This is a genomic window from Agrobacterium burrii, assembly GCF_017313405.1.
Lineage (GTDB): Bacteria > Pseudomonadota > Alphaproteobacteria > Rhizobiales > Rhizobiaceae > Agrobacterium > Agrobacterium burrii.
In genome coordinates this window covers 234,709-247,997 of record NZ_JAFLNA010000006.1, presented here as the reverse complement: position 1 = coordinate 247,997, position 13,289 = coordinate 234,709, and the positions used below count along the sequence as shown (strand labels likewise).

13 protein-coding genes are annotated in these 13,289 nt (G+C 57.4%); 6 read left to right on the top strand and 7 right to left on the bottom strand.

Translation table 11 applies throughout. The features are described 5' to 3' along the window. Positions 1-228: 228 nt before the first annotated feature. Together JZX89_RS13730 and JZX89_RS13725 are read right to left on the bottom strand one after the other, a co-directional pair. Positions 229-1,437, bottom strand: coding sequence for a glycerate kinase family protein (locus tag JZX89_RS13730; protein WP_207134365.1), 1,209 nt, complete (start codon positions 1,435-1,437; stop codon positions 229-231). 145 nt (positions 1,438-1,582) lie between these two features. Beyond that, a complete protein-coding gene (locus JZX89_RS13725) occupies positions 1,583-3,064 on the bottom strand; it encodes an SLC13 family permease (protein WP_369809551.1) in 1,482 nt (493 codons plus the stop codon). Positions 3,065-3,304: 240 nt separating this feature from the next. Here JZX89_RS13725 and JZX89_RS13720 point away from each other — a divergent pair, with 240 nt between their 5' ends. After that, positions 3,305-3,553 (top strand): hypothetical protein, encoded by a 249-nt coding sequence (locus JZX89_RS13720; protein ID WP_207134364.1) that lies wholly within the window; start codon positions 3,305-3,307, stop codon positions 3,551-3,553. Between the two features lie 78 nt (positions 3,554-3,631). On the opposite strand, the gene JZX89_RS13715 is transcribed toward JZX89_RS13720, so the two are convergent. Further along, positions 3,632-4,669: a S8 family serine peptidase gene (locus JZX89_RS13715; protein ID WP_246746698.1), complete on the bottom strand. Its 1,038-nt coding sequence runs from the start codon at positions 4,667-4,669 to the stop codon at positions 3,632-3,634. A gap of 189 nt (positions 4,670-4,858) precedes the next feature. Between JZX89_RS13715 and JZX89_RS28560 the strand changes: the two genes are divergently transcribed. From JZX89_RS28560 to JZX89_RS13705, 3 genes are all read left to right on the top strand, one after another. Further along, positions 4,859-5,035, top strand: a complete 177-nt coding sequence (locus JZX89_RS28560) for a hypothetical protein (RefSeq protein ID WP_246746697.1) — start codon at positions 4,859-4,861, stop codon at positions 5,033-5,035. Between the two features lie 123 nt (positions 5,036-5,158). Then, the gene (locus JZX89_RS13710) at positions 5,159-5,701 is read left to right on the top strand and encodes an RNA polymerase sigma factor (protein ID WP_153515966.1); all 543 of its coding nucleotides are present in this window, start codon (positions 5,159-5,161) and stop codon (positions 5,699-5,701) included. Beyond that, positions 5,698-6,453, top strand: a complete 756-nt coding sequence (locus JZX89_RS13705) for an anti-sigma factor family protein (protein ID WP_153515965.1) — start codon at positions 5,698-5,700, stop codon at positions 6,451-6,453. Before JZX89_RS13710 ends, JZX89_RS13705 begins: the two co-directional genes overlap by 4 nt. A gap of 375 nt (positions 6,454-6,828) precedes the next feature. Here JZX89_RS13705 and JZX89_RS13700 read toward each other — a convergent pair whose 3' ends face one another. The 3 genes from JZX89_RS13700 to JZX89_RS13690 are packed head-to-tail and all read right to left on the bottom strand — an operon-like array spanning position 6,829 to position 9,940. Further along, complete coding sequence (locus JZX89_RS13700) at positions 6,829-7,707, bottom strand: efflux RND transporter periplasmic adaptor subunit (RefSeq protein ID WP_153515964.1); 879 nt, start codon at positions 7,705-7,707, stop codon at positions 6,829-6,831. Further along, entirely contained in the window at positions 7,704-7,913 is a 210-nt protein-coding gene (locus JZX89_RS13695) for a DUF1656 domain-containing protein (RefSeq protein WP_149900703.1), read from the bottom strand. Before JZX89_RS13695 ends, JZX89_RS13700 begins: the two co-directional genes overlap by 4 nt. After that, positions 7,910-9,940, bottom strand: a complete 2,031-nt coding sequence (locus JZX89_RS13690; protein WP_207134363.1) for an FUSC family protein — start codon at positions 9,938-9,940, stop codon at positions 7,910-7,912. The genes JZX89_RS13695 and JZX89_RS13690 overlap by 4 nt, the downstream gene beginning before the upstream one ends. A 432-nt stretch (positions 9,941-10,372) precedes the next feature. On the opposite strand from JZX89_RS13690, the gene JZX89_RS13685 reads away from it, so the two are divergent. Then, a complete protein-coding gene (locus JZX89_RS13685) occupies positions 10,373-11,179 on the top strand; it encodes an AraC family transcriptional regulator (protein WP_153515962.1) in 807 nt (268 codons plus the stop codon). 39 nt (positions 11,180-11,218) lie between these two features. After that, complete coding sequence (locus tag JZX89_RS13680) at positions 11,219-11,593, top strand: VOC family protein (protein WP_149900706.1); 375 nt, start codon at positions 11,219-11,221, stop codon at positions 11,591-11,593. Between the two features lie 506 nt (positions 11,594-12,099). Here the strand turns inward: JZX89_RS13680 and JZX89_RS13675 are convergent. Beyond that, positions 12,100-13,212, bottom strand: a complete 1,113-nt coding sequence (locus JZX89_RS13675) for a hypothetical protein (RefSeq protein WP_153515961.1) — start codon at positions 13,210-13,212, stop codon at positions 12,100-12,102. Between the last annotated feature and the right edge of the window lie 77 nt (positions 13,213-13,289).

The following is a 13,289-nucleotide window of genomic DNA, read 5'->3' as shown; positions in this document are numbered from 1 at the left end:
GGAGAAAAATTTAAGGAAATGATCGCTCACGCGACGCCGAGGTATTGGCGCGTGGCGAGACGAAGTTCTTCATCCCGATCGGCGGGTGCTTTCAGCACGAAGGTGGGACAGTATTCACCATCTTCAGCCAGATAAAACCGGAAATGGCCGCTATCTCAGTTTGGATATTAGAAGAGATCATTCCGGTTCCGGCTCCAAATCAGTCGTACAGTGAAGCCAAGTTCTTGGTTAGCCTTCGGATCTGGTGGCGTTCACTTCAGCTAATAATAAGTGAGCGAACGGCAGCCGCAAGGTCGTGCCGATCATGATCATCCGAACCGCGTCTTCCGCGGAACGAGCAAGAAGCTTCGGAGCAGACGAGATGGCGTCTTCCAATGAGCATGGCCGTGTCAGGATCGACGCGAAAGCATCGATACCGCAATCCAGATTGAGCCTCACGCCCTTGCCGATCGTACCTGCAAGCGCCACCACCGGAACACCGACCTCCTTGGCGCGCCGTGCGACCTCCGCAGGAACCTTGCCAAAGGGCGTCTGACCATCGAGGCTTCCTTCCGCGGTGATGACCAGATCGGCATCACGAATGTAATCGTCGATTTCCAGATATTGCATGACAATCTCATAGCGGGGATGAAGTCTGCCGCAAAGCAGACCGAGAACGGCTGCTCCCAGTCCGCCCGATGCGCCAGCGCCCGGCGCGGAGCCGACATCGAGACCGGTGGCGTCTTTGATGCGGGCTGCGTAGATTTCCATCGCCGCAGCAAGATCTTCCACCTGTTCCGGCGTCGCACCCTTCTGTGGCCCAAAGACGCGAGCGACACCACGCTCGCCAAGAAGCTGGTTGTGCCAGTTGACGGCGGCATCAATGCGCACATGTGCGAGGCGTGGGTCGCGGGGGCTGATGTCTATACGGTTCAACTGCGTCAAAGCTGCACCGCCACGATCCAGTTCGTTGCCGTTGGCATCCAGCAGGCGGATGCCGAGCGCCTGTGCCATGCCGGCACCGCCATCGTTGATGCCGCTATCGCCGCAACCGAGCAAAATCCGCTTGGCGCCCAGGTCGAGCGCTGCGCGCACAAGCTCGCCGACACCATAACTTGTGGTCAGGCAAGGATTGCGACGATCGCGTGGGACGAGGCTGAGGCCCGCAGCAGCTGCCATCTCGATCACTGCTGTTGGCTCGGCGCCACCACCAAGGAAACCGACAAAGGCCTGCACCGGCTCTCCGACCGGTCCGGTGACGGTGACAGGATGGATCGTGCCATGGGTGGCGCCGACCAGCGCCCGGGTGAATCCTTCGCCGCCGTCAGCCATCGGCACCTTGTTGACGACCGAGCCTGGAAATGCGCGCAGAACGCCTTTTTCGATGCAGTCAGCGGCCTGTTCGGCAGAGAGGCTTTCCTTGAAACCGGAAGGGGCGACAACGACGCGGAAGGGCATGGGAATTATCCTTTCATGACATGTTTGTGACATGAGGAAAACGTGATGGCCGAGTGCTTATTCCAGCCGCCAAGAAATTTATTCGGCTAAATAAAAAAAGAGCCCCATAGCCGGGCTCTTGAGGCTTTTAGATTGTTGTTTTTGCTTATTTTTCTGTGGCGAAGTCCTGTATCGGCCACAATATGGTTGCCACCAGAATAAGGAGAAATATGAAAGGCGGGACAAGGATGTAACCGAGCTTGCGCAGATCGGCCTGTGTAAAGGCCGGGGGCTCCAAGCCACCGAACAGCACGACCGGTTTCGCCGATACCATGGTCATCTGGCAAAAGCCGCTGGCCAGTGTGACGACCATCACAAGAATTGAGGGATCGACGCCGAGTGCCGAGAGCGGCAGCGCGAAGGCGGGGATGAGCACCGTGGCCCGCGCCGTGCGCGATGTGATCACCAGATGGGAAAAAGTGGCGATGATGACGGCAAACGAGATGATTGCGATCGGTGCGGTGATCATGCTTTGGCGAAAGAGGCTCACCAGCCGATCGGCCAGCATCTGGGCCGTGCCCGTTTCGATTAATGCTTCACCGATGACCAATGTTCCTGCCATGAACAGCAGCAGGTTCCATTCGACGGTTTTCAGGGCGGCTTTCAGCGTCATGCCGGAGACATTGGGCATGCACAACACAAGCGCTGCCACCACGCCGACCAGCGCCATGCCGATGCCGTGAAGGGATTGGGTAGAAAACATCAACACGGTGGCGCAGACCACTGCGGCGACGGCGATCTGTTCGCGCGAAAGCGATGTGGGGCGTTTTGGTGAGACGTTTCCACCTGGTGCCATTTCGCGTTCCTCCCTCGTCAGGAACACGTGCAGAAGGATGATGCAGGCAATCAGGCAGGTAGCGAGTGAAAATGGGCCGGCCAGAACCAGCCAGCCGATGAAATCCGGTTGGCTCCCGGTGAGGCGAGACAGGAAACCGGCAGCAACGAGATGTGCGCCGGCACCGATCAGTGACGCACCGGCCGAGAGCAGGATGACGGTGGGAAAAAGCAGGCCGAGTGCACGGGAAATCCGCGCATTGCCAATTGCGGATGACAAGCCGAGATAGACCGGCATCAGGATTGCGGCGCGGGCAGATGTCGAGGGAATGATAAAAGCGGTTGCGAAGGTAAGAAGCGTCAGCATCCAGAACATCGAGCGGATACTGCTCATCCTGGGCATCAGGCGATCCATCACCTGCTCGATCAGGCCCACATGCCGCAACACGCCGGCAATCACGAAGGCCGACAGAAGCAGCCAGATGATGTCATTGCCCAGCGAGCGATAGACCTGATCCTCCGGTATGGCGCCGACGACAGCCAATGCGACAGCACCTGCCAGCGCGACCGGAGTCTCCGGCAACTCAAGGATGGTCCATGCGGTGATCGCTGAGAAGAAGATGAAGAGCGTTGCCCGCATCGACATAGTCAGGCCATCGATTGCCAGAAAGATCAGCACGGCTGCAAAACCGATGAGCAGTGCTGCGACCACCTGCTTGAGATGTTTCAAAGATACGACAGGTTCGGATACCACAGTCGCCGTTTGGTCTTTCTGCGGATTTGCCATGGGCAAGAACATGAGGTGCGCCACCACTTGGCCTCCTTTGGATTACGCCGTCATCAGAAGGCTGTTTCAGATCGTGGGGAGGCGGTCAGTCGGCCTTGGATCTCCCCGTGTCTGGTTGTGAACGTTTGATGACGGCTGATATTCCCGGCCGTGATGCTTTTTCGAGAAAAGAAGAGATGCCGAAAAAAATGTATGGCGCTCGGAATAAACCGGCTTCAACGGCGTTCATCGACTGGTATCGACATGAAACATGGAAGGAGAACAGTCATGAGCCAAGTTCTTGCCACGAGCGCGATGGCCCTGCTTGCCACCGTCACACTGGCGGCGTCAGTACATCAGGCCCAAGCCATGCCGCAGGTGCACCCGCGCACAGTCGCATCCTCGCAGGTTATCCTGGTGGACGATGAGGATGACGACGATCGCCGTTATGACCGTCGGTATCGTGGCGGGGATGACGAATGGCCGAGATTTCGTGGCGGTTCCCGTGACTATGACGATGATGACGACGACGATTGATATCCCGTCATCGAAAACAGACATTTCGTGCCCGGCCATGCGCCGGGCATTTTGTTTTCAGGCACAGCACTAGCGACATCAACTCTGGCACAGAACCTTTGCGTTCAGAAGGCCCCAGCCGAAAATCGCGTCCTTGCCCGGCTCTCCCATGTCGTTTGCCGAACGCGTGAGGGCATCCGCAACCTCATGCGGTCTCATTTCGGGGGCGGCGCCGAGTAGCAGCGAGGCGGCGGCGGCGACGAAGGGTGCCGCAAACGAAGTGCCGCTCTTTTGCCTTCCACCGGAAACGGAAGCGGCTGTCCATACACCGACGCCTGGGGCAGCAATGTCAATATGCTCGCCACGAATCGCACGGCGGTAAGGCTTCATATTTCTGTCCACGGCCGTTACGGCGATTACATCCGCATAAGCTGCGGGATAGACCGGCTTGGCGTTCGGGCCGTCGTTGCCGGCGGCCGCGATCAGGATTGTGCCCTTCGATATGGTGGCACGCACAGCCTGTTCGAACAGCGTGTTCGGCGGCCCGCTCAGGCTCAAGTTCACGATCCGGATGTTTCGGACGGCGAGCATATCGAGAGCCCGGATGAGATCGTAAATGTCTGCGATATCGGCGGCCTTGCGATAACGCTGAAAGGCATCAATCGCGACCAGTTTGCCGCCGGGCAGCAGACCCGGAGCGCGGCTGCTGGCAGACCCGACCAGAAGGGCGGCAACGGCAGTGCCGTGCTGCGCTGCAGATGTCGGCTCCGCGCCGTCTCCCAATCGCAGCACTTCGATCGCCGCATCGGCAAGCGAGGCATGATCGGCGTTGATGGCAGTGTCGATCAGGCCGATCGGCAGGGGCGTGGCGCAGCTTGTGGCCCGTCCATACCCGGCATCCTGTGGCCAGTCGACGATATGCCTTGCCAGCTTGCAGTTGCCGCCGGGGCAGGGTGGCGTTTCCTTCTGCTCGGGCTGATAAAAATGATTGAAATCCACAGAAGCGGCAGGCGCCGCGGTGCCGACTGCCTGCCGGGCCGCCTCCAGCGTCATGCCGCGCGGTATCGTCAGCTTGACCATTTCGCTGCCGGTAAGCGCGATAGGCGTCCGTTCGTCGACTACGAACCCGTCCTGCATCAGGTTTGCGATCGTGGCCTCTTGGAGTCCCAACGCTACGATTTCATTTGGGGCACGATTGGGAACGGAGACGGTGCGTGTTGGGGGTGCGCGGCGTTCCGCCCGTTTGAATGGCCAGCCGAACAGCGAACGCAAATCACCTCGTGGCCGCCGAGCATCATAGCCGTTTCCGCCATTGGAAGAGCCACCGTGGCTGCCGCTGCCACCATCGTCTCCATCGTCTCCATCGTCATCGCCTCCGTCGTCATCATCAGCAAACGCCGCGGTGATTCCGGGTGCGATACCAACGGACTGAAGCACTGGCGGCGCAGTCACGCCACCGCCAGCGATGAGAATCGCGATAAAAAACCTGAAGCGGATCGGTGAAGTCATCGACAAGGCGCTACCTCCGGTGGAAAACAGCCGAAGCATTCCTAACATATACGGGAACGCTATCTTGGATAAACGTTTGTCTCGACAAAATATTCCGTATCGTGCCAAACAACATACATGACGAATGACACGCCCACAGTGCCGCAGCGGTTGGTTGAGTTTCTGCCCAACCTGCGTCGGTTTGCGATCTCGCTCTGCCATTCACGTGAATTGGCCGATGATCTCGTGCAGGCTGCTTGCGAGAGGGCAATCGTTGCGGCCGAAAGTTTTGCGCCCGACACCCGCTTCGATGCCTGGATGTTCCGCATCCTGCGCAATCTCTGGATCGATCATCTCCGCCGCGCCCGCACTGCAGGCCCGCAGGAGGAGATCGAGAAAGCTTATGACGTGTCGGTTCCTTCTGGAGAGACCGCAACCCATGCACGCATGGAACTGATGGAAGTGGCGACCGCCATGCAGAAATTGCCGGAAGAACAGCGCGAAGTGCTGGTTCTGGTCTGCGTGGAAGAACTGAGCTATCGCGACGCGGCCGATGTGCTCTCCATCCCCATCGGCACGGTTATGAGCCGTCTGGCGCGGGCGCGTAAAAATCTGGCTGAACTGACGGGAATAAGTTTCGGGGAGAAACGTTCGTCCGATACGAAAGGCGGCGTTGCATGACCATGGAACATTTTGACGACGAGACATTGATGGCGTTCGCCGATGGCGAACTTGACGCCGCGACCGGCCGGCGTCTGGAAGCGGCGCTTGAGACCGACGATGCCCTGGCCGAACGTCTGGCCGTCTTTCTCGACACACGAATGGCGGTTGGATCTGCCATGAAACCGCTGATCGATGAGCCGGTGCCTGAAGCGCTTGCCGCAAACGTGCGGCGTATGGCCGAAGCCGCTGAAACCAAGGCTGCGAGTGAGGCCGAAAACAATGTCCTTGCTTTCCAACGAGCCGGAAAGCGGACAGCAGTCCGCAGCGGGCAGCCGTGGATGATGCCGATCGCAGCCTCCATTCTTGCCGTCATCACCGGTGTCGGCGGTTATATGGCAGGGCGTGGAAGTGTCGAACCGGGTGCCGCCCCCGAAAGCGCCCTTTCCGCCGCCCTCGACCGGCAACCCTCCGGCAGCGATGTCGCGCTTGGTAAATCCGAGGCGCTGCATATCGTTTCGAGTTTTATCGATGGCCAGGGTGAACTCTGCCGGGAATACGAGGTGAAACGACAGAACGAGGCGACGGCAACCGTTGCCTGTCGCTCGGATGGAAACTGGGTCACGCGTCTTGCTCTGTCGTCGCCACGTGCGGAGGGGTATGTGCCGGCATCTTCCCAGGAAACGATCGATGCCTATCTGGCCTCGATCGACGCCGGTGAACCGCTTTCCGCCGAAGCGGAAAAAAACGCGCTTGCGGGCAAGGCCGAATGATTTTTCAGATGCGCGCGGAATGAGTTCCGATCTGCACCGTTCTTCTCGCATATGCCGCGAGGAGAACGCGATCATGGCGCAGGTTTTGGGGCGAAAACAAGCCTTTGACCATTTGTTAAATTTAAGGCAGGGAAGACCAGTGTTTAACTAGGCCGCAGGTTCGTATCCGTTCAACGCGAATGGGTTGGAGTGGCCCGCTTTGCGGGCTAACATGGTCCTAGGCACCATGCTTTCGGAATGCCTTAAACCAGACAAAATGCAGGGCTCATCGCCGAGGGACCCTCAAGTCTACCCTTGCAGATTGGGGTCACGAAAACGTTGGGACGCGCGTGCACCTCGATCTACGTATTCCGGCGCATAGGATGGCTTTACGCCTCAGTCGCTCCTCGGCTCAACAGAGACTGTTGCGGTCCTCCCCGCAATCAGGCTGACCGACTTCGGAACGTCGTCGATCTCAATTCGCACCGGAATCCTCTGGGCCAGGCGGACCCATGAAAATGTCGGAGCAACGCTAGCCAGCGAGCCTGCAGAATCGCTTCGCTCGCGATCCTCAATCCCGGCGGCAACACCTGCGACATGGCCGATAATCGGCTGCCGTTCTCCCATTATCTCGATCTTCGCGCTATCTCCGACATGGATCCGCGGGAGTTTTGTTTCTTCAAAGTACCCCGCAACGTAGATGGCGTCACTTTCTATTAGCACCCCGACCGCATTTCCGGCGGAGACATAGTTGCCTCGACGTAAAGGGAAGTTCGTGATTTTGCCCGAGACTGGCGCTCTTACGGTTGTTCGGTCAAGGTTCAGCTTCGCGAGATCAAGGGCGACGAGTGCCGATTGGTAAGTGGCGTCTGCCTGGTACCGCAGGCTTTCTGCGTGCTGCCGCTCCTTGAGGCTGGCGGCTTCTTTAGAGGCGAGCAGTTGATATCGTTCGAATTCGATCTTCGCCAGATCCGCTGCGGCCTTACTGCTCTGCACTTGGGCCTCTGCCTGGCGCAGAGAGAGTTCGAAACGGTTTGCTTCGATCCGAAACAGGGGCATCCCTTTCTCGACTTGCGCGTTGTCGGATACCAAAACCTCTGTGACGGGTCCCGACACATCTGGTGCCAGACGAACGATATCTGCCCGGATGTGAGCGTCCCGTGTCCACGGCGCTTCCATGTAGAAAGACCACAGGTGCCAGCTTAGAACCGCTGCGCAACATGTCATGGATAAGGTCAATAGGGCTCTGCCAAAGGTGATGGTAAAATTTGTCATGTCTGCAACCAGTTGAGAACAGCGGAAAGCACGCCAAGGAGAGTGATATAAAGTGCGAGGTTGAACAGTGAGCGATGCCACACCGCTGAATAAAGCCTCAGTCTGCCGAACACCGGCATGAGCACCCGGAGCAGGCCGTATGCACACACCGCGAGTGCGGAGAACCAAGGCAGGAAGACACCATAGAGGTCGAATTGTCCGGTCACTTGGCATTCCTATTCGATGGAGACGTTGTCGAAACCGGAGGATCCGTCTCCGGTGCAAGGCACAGACGAAGAGCGGCCGCGTGCACCATGAGTTCCGGGTCGGCGTCCGTTACGGAGAGGTCCGCGGTCGAAAGAATAAAGGCGTCCAGCATACCAAGTGCACGCTCCATGGCCTCGCCACGCTTGGCGGGCGTCATCCGATACAAGAGCTCCAAAGCTGAGAAGATGACTTTGGCCCGGACACAAACAGGTATCGAGGCTTCGTTCGAGCGCACCTGCATTGCCGTTATGTGGAGCCCCGCGCGCAGGTCCCTCATCAGGTCGGCATCGGAGGCGTCGGATGTGGCGGGTAGTTTCGCCGCCCTGACTGCAAACATGCCTGCCACGTCGATGACGTGATGGCGCGTGACATGCGCGTCGGCATGCTGGCCCGCCGCGATCCCGGCGATATGCGTCTGTGTCACTGAGAAAAGCCTCCTGGCATTCGTCTCGGCCCTCACAGATCGGAAGATGCCGCACACCACGATCGCCCAGACCATACCAAGAACAGTCGCGGTACCCGAGTTTGCAGACGTCATGAAGTCGCTGCTCTGGTGTGCCTGAAGGGTAAGAAGAAGTGGAAAGTTTATACAAAGGCCCATGCCGACGATCGCAAGCGAAGGCACGGCAAGGCAAATCCCTGCAGGTATCAGGAAGAGGCCTAGTGCAGCGACAAGCGGCACAAAACCATCGATCAGCGGAAGGATCGCGAAGGCATAGACGGACGCCGCCATGACCGACCCGATGGTAACGTACACGAATTTGCGCATGGCTGGCACTGGATCGTCCATCGTCGCCAGAAGGCAGCAAAGTACGCCTGAAATCTGGGCAAATGTCATGCCGTCGGTCCACGCGCTGGCGATCCAGAAGGTGACTGATGTTGTGAGGCAGATCGCAACCGCCAGTGCCGAAAGCAACGCCATGGCGATGTCAGCGTGCTGGGCTGGGATGTTTTCCCGAGACGCGAAGCGACCAACTGCCCTCGCTGCATTCTCTTCCTTCAAAGCGTCTCGAAGCGACTGATACTCACGAGAAACTTGAGCAATATCCCGCAAGTTCCGCGAAACATTAGCAAGAAGAAGCACTTCCCATGATCGAGGCGCTTCGAAAGAAGCTGGCGCATCGGTTTTGATCCCGAAGAGTTCCGGGGAGCTTAACGATGTCGATCCGATCGCCGCAATCATCGACATGGCCTGCTCCGTGCCCGGAGTGCCGAGTCTGGCCAATGCCCTTCGCTGATCCTCGAGTTCGCTCAACAACGGAAGAATGGCGACCATGCGGTACTGCAGTGACCTCAGAAGCGAAACGGCAGATCGATATCTCGATCCGTCATATCGAAGGTGGACTGTGAACGACCGCAGGTCCGCCGCTTCTGCCGCCAAGGCGTATCGTTCCGCTCTGTTTCGGGCTTGATCCGCCCTGGCGGTTGCAGTTGCCGCAAGGAGCGCCTGCGCCCTTGCCATCCAAGCATCGATCCGCCCGAGCAGTGCTGTGCCGACATGGACTGGAAAAACAACGTGACTGACGATCGAGGCACACAGGATCGCAAGTCCGATCTCCTCGACCCGCGCAACGACAGTGTCAAACGTGCTTGCCGGCGCCGTGACAAGTGGCAATCCTGCGAGAAGCACGGTGTATCCGGCCAGTAGGGAAACATAGCTGCGGGGTGTGCGGTCAAGAAGGCTGATGAACGTGCATCCCGACACCCACAAGATAATCGCTGCGGAAAGCAGTGCGGGTGAGTTCACGAGATTTGGGACCATAATGATGGTCGCGCCGCCCCCGATCAGCGTTCCCAGCAGTCGATAGAACGATTTTGATGAGATGGCGCCCGAAAGGGGATGAGCAACGATGTAGACGGTTGAAACCGCCCAAAACGGTCGCGACAGATCGAACCTGATTGCGATGTAATAAGCAAGCATTGCCGCAAGGAACGTCTTCAATGAAAAGATCACGTTCCCGGGGGTGACAAAGGTTCGAGCGCTCATAAGTCATCCACCGGGTGAGCGTCGACCTGCGTCGCGCCTCTGTCACCCCTGGAGGTGGTCAGTCCATAGAGTTCAGGCGAGACGTAGCAAAAAAACGGTGTCGCTAAACATGCATGCATATAAGCATCCGACAGATCAGCGCGTGAAACGACCGACGATGTCCGTGACCGGCGGGCAAACCAAACGCCAACTCTCTCAAGGAAGGTTTTCACGGCCATTCGCGCGATAGCTATGCGACTGGCCCCGCGCCCCACGCTGTCTGGAAGCATGATGCAATGCTTGGAATAGCACGTCTGAGGCAATCGAATTTCTGTCTGAAAGATATCAGACCAGTATCCAGGCTCATGATGTTGCACTGACATCGTCATTCTCCGAATTATCTGGGATGACTCTATCGACAAAGCCTGTTGATGAATTTAGATATCCTCTCAAATGATGACTAAATTCCACCATCCGCCCCTATCCCTTTCTGCAGCCCTGGGCGACCACGACCTAGAAAAGTCCGCGGCGCGAGTGCACGCTGTGAGGATCGACGTATCCCAGAACGAACGGGAGGCACCTGAACACCGCCACCAAAAAGGGCAGCTTGTCATGGCCTCACGGGGCGGTGTGACATGTCGCGTTCCAAGCGGGATGTGGATGGTGCCGCCCCATTGCGGCGTCTGGGTTCCCGGCGGCATGCCGCATAGCAACGTGGCAACCGCCAACGCCCGTTTGTTTTTTCTGTTCATCGAGCCGGGCGCTGCCGATCTGCCGGACCGGTGCTGCACACTGTCTCTATCCCCGCTCATCCGGGAACTTATCATTGAGATGGCTAATCAGCCCGCAGCAGTGACCGCAGATTCAGAACTCATGGCAACACTGCTTCTGTCGGCATTGCCGCGGATGCCGATAGAGCATCTTCATCTCCCGCTTACAGATGAGCCCCGGCTTGTGCGGATTGCATCGGAGCTGGCCGACCATCCTGCCGATCGTAGTACGATGGCGCTATGGGCAAGGCGGGTGGGGATGAGTGAGAATTCGCTCGCACGTCTCGTCCAGCACCAGACCGGCCTCACATTCGGTCGTTGGCGACAGCAGCTGCAATTGATCGTCGCAATCCGCAGCCTTGCGGCCGGGTCGACAGTTCAGCAGGTTTCGGGCGACCTTGGATATGAATCCGTGTCTGCATTTATCACCATGTTCAAGAAAGCGCTTGGCACATCGCCAGCCAGATATTTAGGTAACTTTGACCGGTAGCATCATGAAATTCAGTTATCACCTGAGAGGAGATAAGGCATGTTCACCCACATCATGATCGGCAGTAACGACCTGGAACGGTCTAGAAATTTCTACGACGCCACCTTTGTTGCCCTAGGGGGCAAGCCCGGCGAGATGGATGCGCGAGGCCGACTGCTCTACGCACATGAAGGAGGGCGGCTGATGATAACGAAACCGATCGACGGGAAGCCGGCGACCGCTGCCAACGGCGGAACGATCGGTATTGCGGCGACGACCCCCGACCATGTCGTGGCATGGCATGCCGCTGGTGTCGCACACGGCGGCACGTCAATCGAGAGCCCGCCTACGGAACGACCGAACGGCGCGTTCGTCGCATATCTTCGCGACCCCGACGGAAACAAACTTTCCGCGCGGACGCATCAGCTGAAATGAGGTAGCTGTGCTAGCTCCTAGTAATGCCCAGCGACCGATATCGAAATCCGAATGGACGAGGACGCTTATCATAAAGAGGCGGGGTTGGAGACCTTGCGGGTCAGTTCATCGACGTCATCTGCGGCAAGAGAAGGCAGGGCACTTAGAAGAACCAGAATAGATCCGCTGCGTACATTTTTTGTCCCCGTGGAGAGCGCATATTGTTCGAGGTCGCGGCTTCAATTGAAGTACGCAACTATAAACACGCTCGATTTTGGGTTGAACGGCAGGCGACGAGGTAGCTCTCCGGGTTAGACTAGGTGATCATCAGAGGTCTGTTTCCTATAAGGAGCGACTGGCCGACCTCGTTGCATTGACCGGTTGGCGAACGAAATCGTGAGATGAGCCTTGCTGCAGACGTCGAACCTTCATCGCCTCGCGAAACATTGGCTTCTAACTGACGGGAGAACGGGGTAGTGCTTTTGAAACCCTGGCCGCGACCGGATCGGAGACAGGAGACAAGTATGTCAGCGCTCAAGGACAACCGTGAGCATTGCATGATCAGAAATGCGTTCGAAGCTTCTGTTTAACAAGGGGTCTGCCGCGTCAACTCTTGTAACAGCATCTTTCCATCTCCCGCCCTTACGAAGGATCGCGCGGTCGGCCTTGAAATTCGACAATGCCGTGGGCAATGTCTGCAGAAGAGTTGTGCCCTTTTCAAGTCCGGCGCTCAGATCTTTGTAAAAGCGCCGTTTTATCGAACCCCAGTGGTTCAGGTCCCCGATCATAATGTCCGCTCCGTGAATGACACTTGTGTCGACAAATACGGGAACGATATTCTTGTCCATGCTTGTGAAATTCGGCCCGGGCAAGTGCGCGGACGTAATCGTGATGTTGGCGTAACTGCGGGGCATTTTCACTGCTGCGGTGATGACGCAACCATCCCGATACCAACCTGTTTCCTGATTGGCGACCTTGGCACCCCATCGTTTGACGGAATCCAGCCTCAAATGATAGTCCTGCCCCTTAACGGAGTAGACGGGGCTGGTATCCGAGTGGAGTTTTTTCTTCCCGATAATGCCTCCGTCTTCATCGCTGTCAATGTCGTCTGATCCCTCGACAGCAGATGCCGACCGTTTCTTGTTCAGCGACGTTTGCTCGATGACTGGAACCGCAGTCGCGTATGGGTTCGTGATATATGCCTTTCTGAGCAATTTCCGTGCATCATGGGCTGCCTGTATAGCCTCCTGATTGGCTTTATCGATATAGGGGCGCAGATTTGCCGGAAAGCCGAGCTTTTTGACATCCAGAACTTCGATGCCCTGGTAAATTATAATTATCCACTCACGGGTGTAGGCAAGGCCGCCACAATCAAAGGCAACCACGGTGGGCGAATATTTCGCCCTGTGTGGATCGAAAGCCTGTTTTATCAAGTCCACGATAACGTCTATCGAATTCAGCCCACGGGCCCTTGTCCTTGGCGGAGCATTGATTTCCAGCAAGGTCCCTAAAAATTTGCGGTCCTTATTATCGCCATCCTCAAGGACCGCCACAATATGATCAGCCACATCGCGGGAGAGTTCACGGGCCTTGCTTTCTGAAAAGTTCTGTAAATTCCAGGTGAAGACTGAAATATTCATTGGCGACAACCAACCTGCTGGAAAAGATTTATAACAAGTTTCCTGTATCAGGCGCCCGAACCCGGACACATGCCCGG

Bases quoted from the DNA above. Each gene is read 5' to 3' on its own strand.
- JZX89_RS13730 (WP_207134365.1), bottom strand. From the start codon at position 1,437: ATGCCCTTCCGCGTCGTTGTCGCCCCTTCCGGTTTCAAGGAAAGCCTC.
- JZX89_RS13720 (WP_207134364.1), top strand. From the start codon at position 3,305: ATGAGCCAAGTTCTTGCCACGAGCGCGATGGCCCTGCTTGCCACCGTC.
- JZX89_RS13715 (WP_246746698.1), bottom strand. From the start codon at position 4,669: ATGCAGGACGGGTTCGTAGTCGACGAACGGACGCCTATCGCGCTTACC.
- JZX89_RS13710 (WP_153515966.1), top strand. From the start codon at position 5,159: ATGACGAATGACACGCCCACAGTGCCGCAGCGGTTGGTTGAGTTTCTG.
- JZX89_RS13705 (WP_153515965.1), top strand. From the start codon at position 5,698: ATGACCATGGAACATTTTGACGACGAGACATTGATGGCGTTCGCCGAT.
- JZX89_RS13700 (WP_153515964.1), bottom strand. From the start codon at position 7,707: ATGACAAATTTTACCATCACCTTTGGCAGAGCCCTATTGACCTTATCC.
- JZX89_RS13690 (WP_207134363.1), bottom strand. From the start codon at position 9,940: ATGAGCGCTCGAACCTTTGTCACCCCCGGGAACGTGATCTTTTCATTG.
- JZX89_RS13685 (WP_153515962.1), top strand. From the start codon at position 10,373: ATGATGACTAAATTCCACCATCCGCCCCTATCCCTTTCTGCAGCCCTG.
- JZX89_RS13680 (WP_149900706.1), top strand. From the start codon at position 11,219: ATGTTCACCCACATCATGATCGGCAGTAACGACCTGGAACGGTCTAGA.
- JZX89_RS13675 (WP_153515961.1), bottom strand. From the start codon at position 13,212: ATGAATATTTCAGTCTTCACCTGGAATTTACAGAACTTTTCAGAAAGC.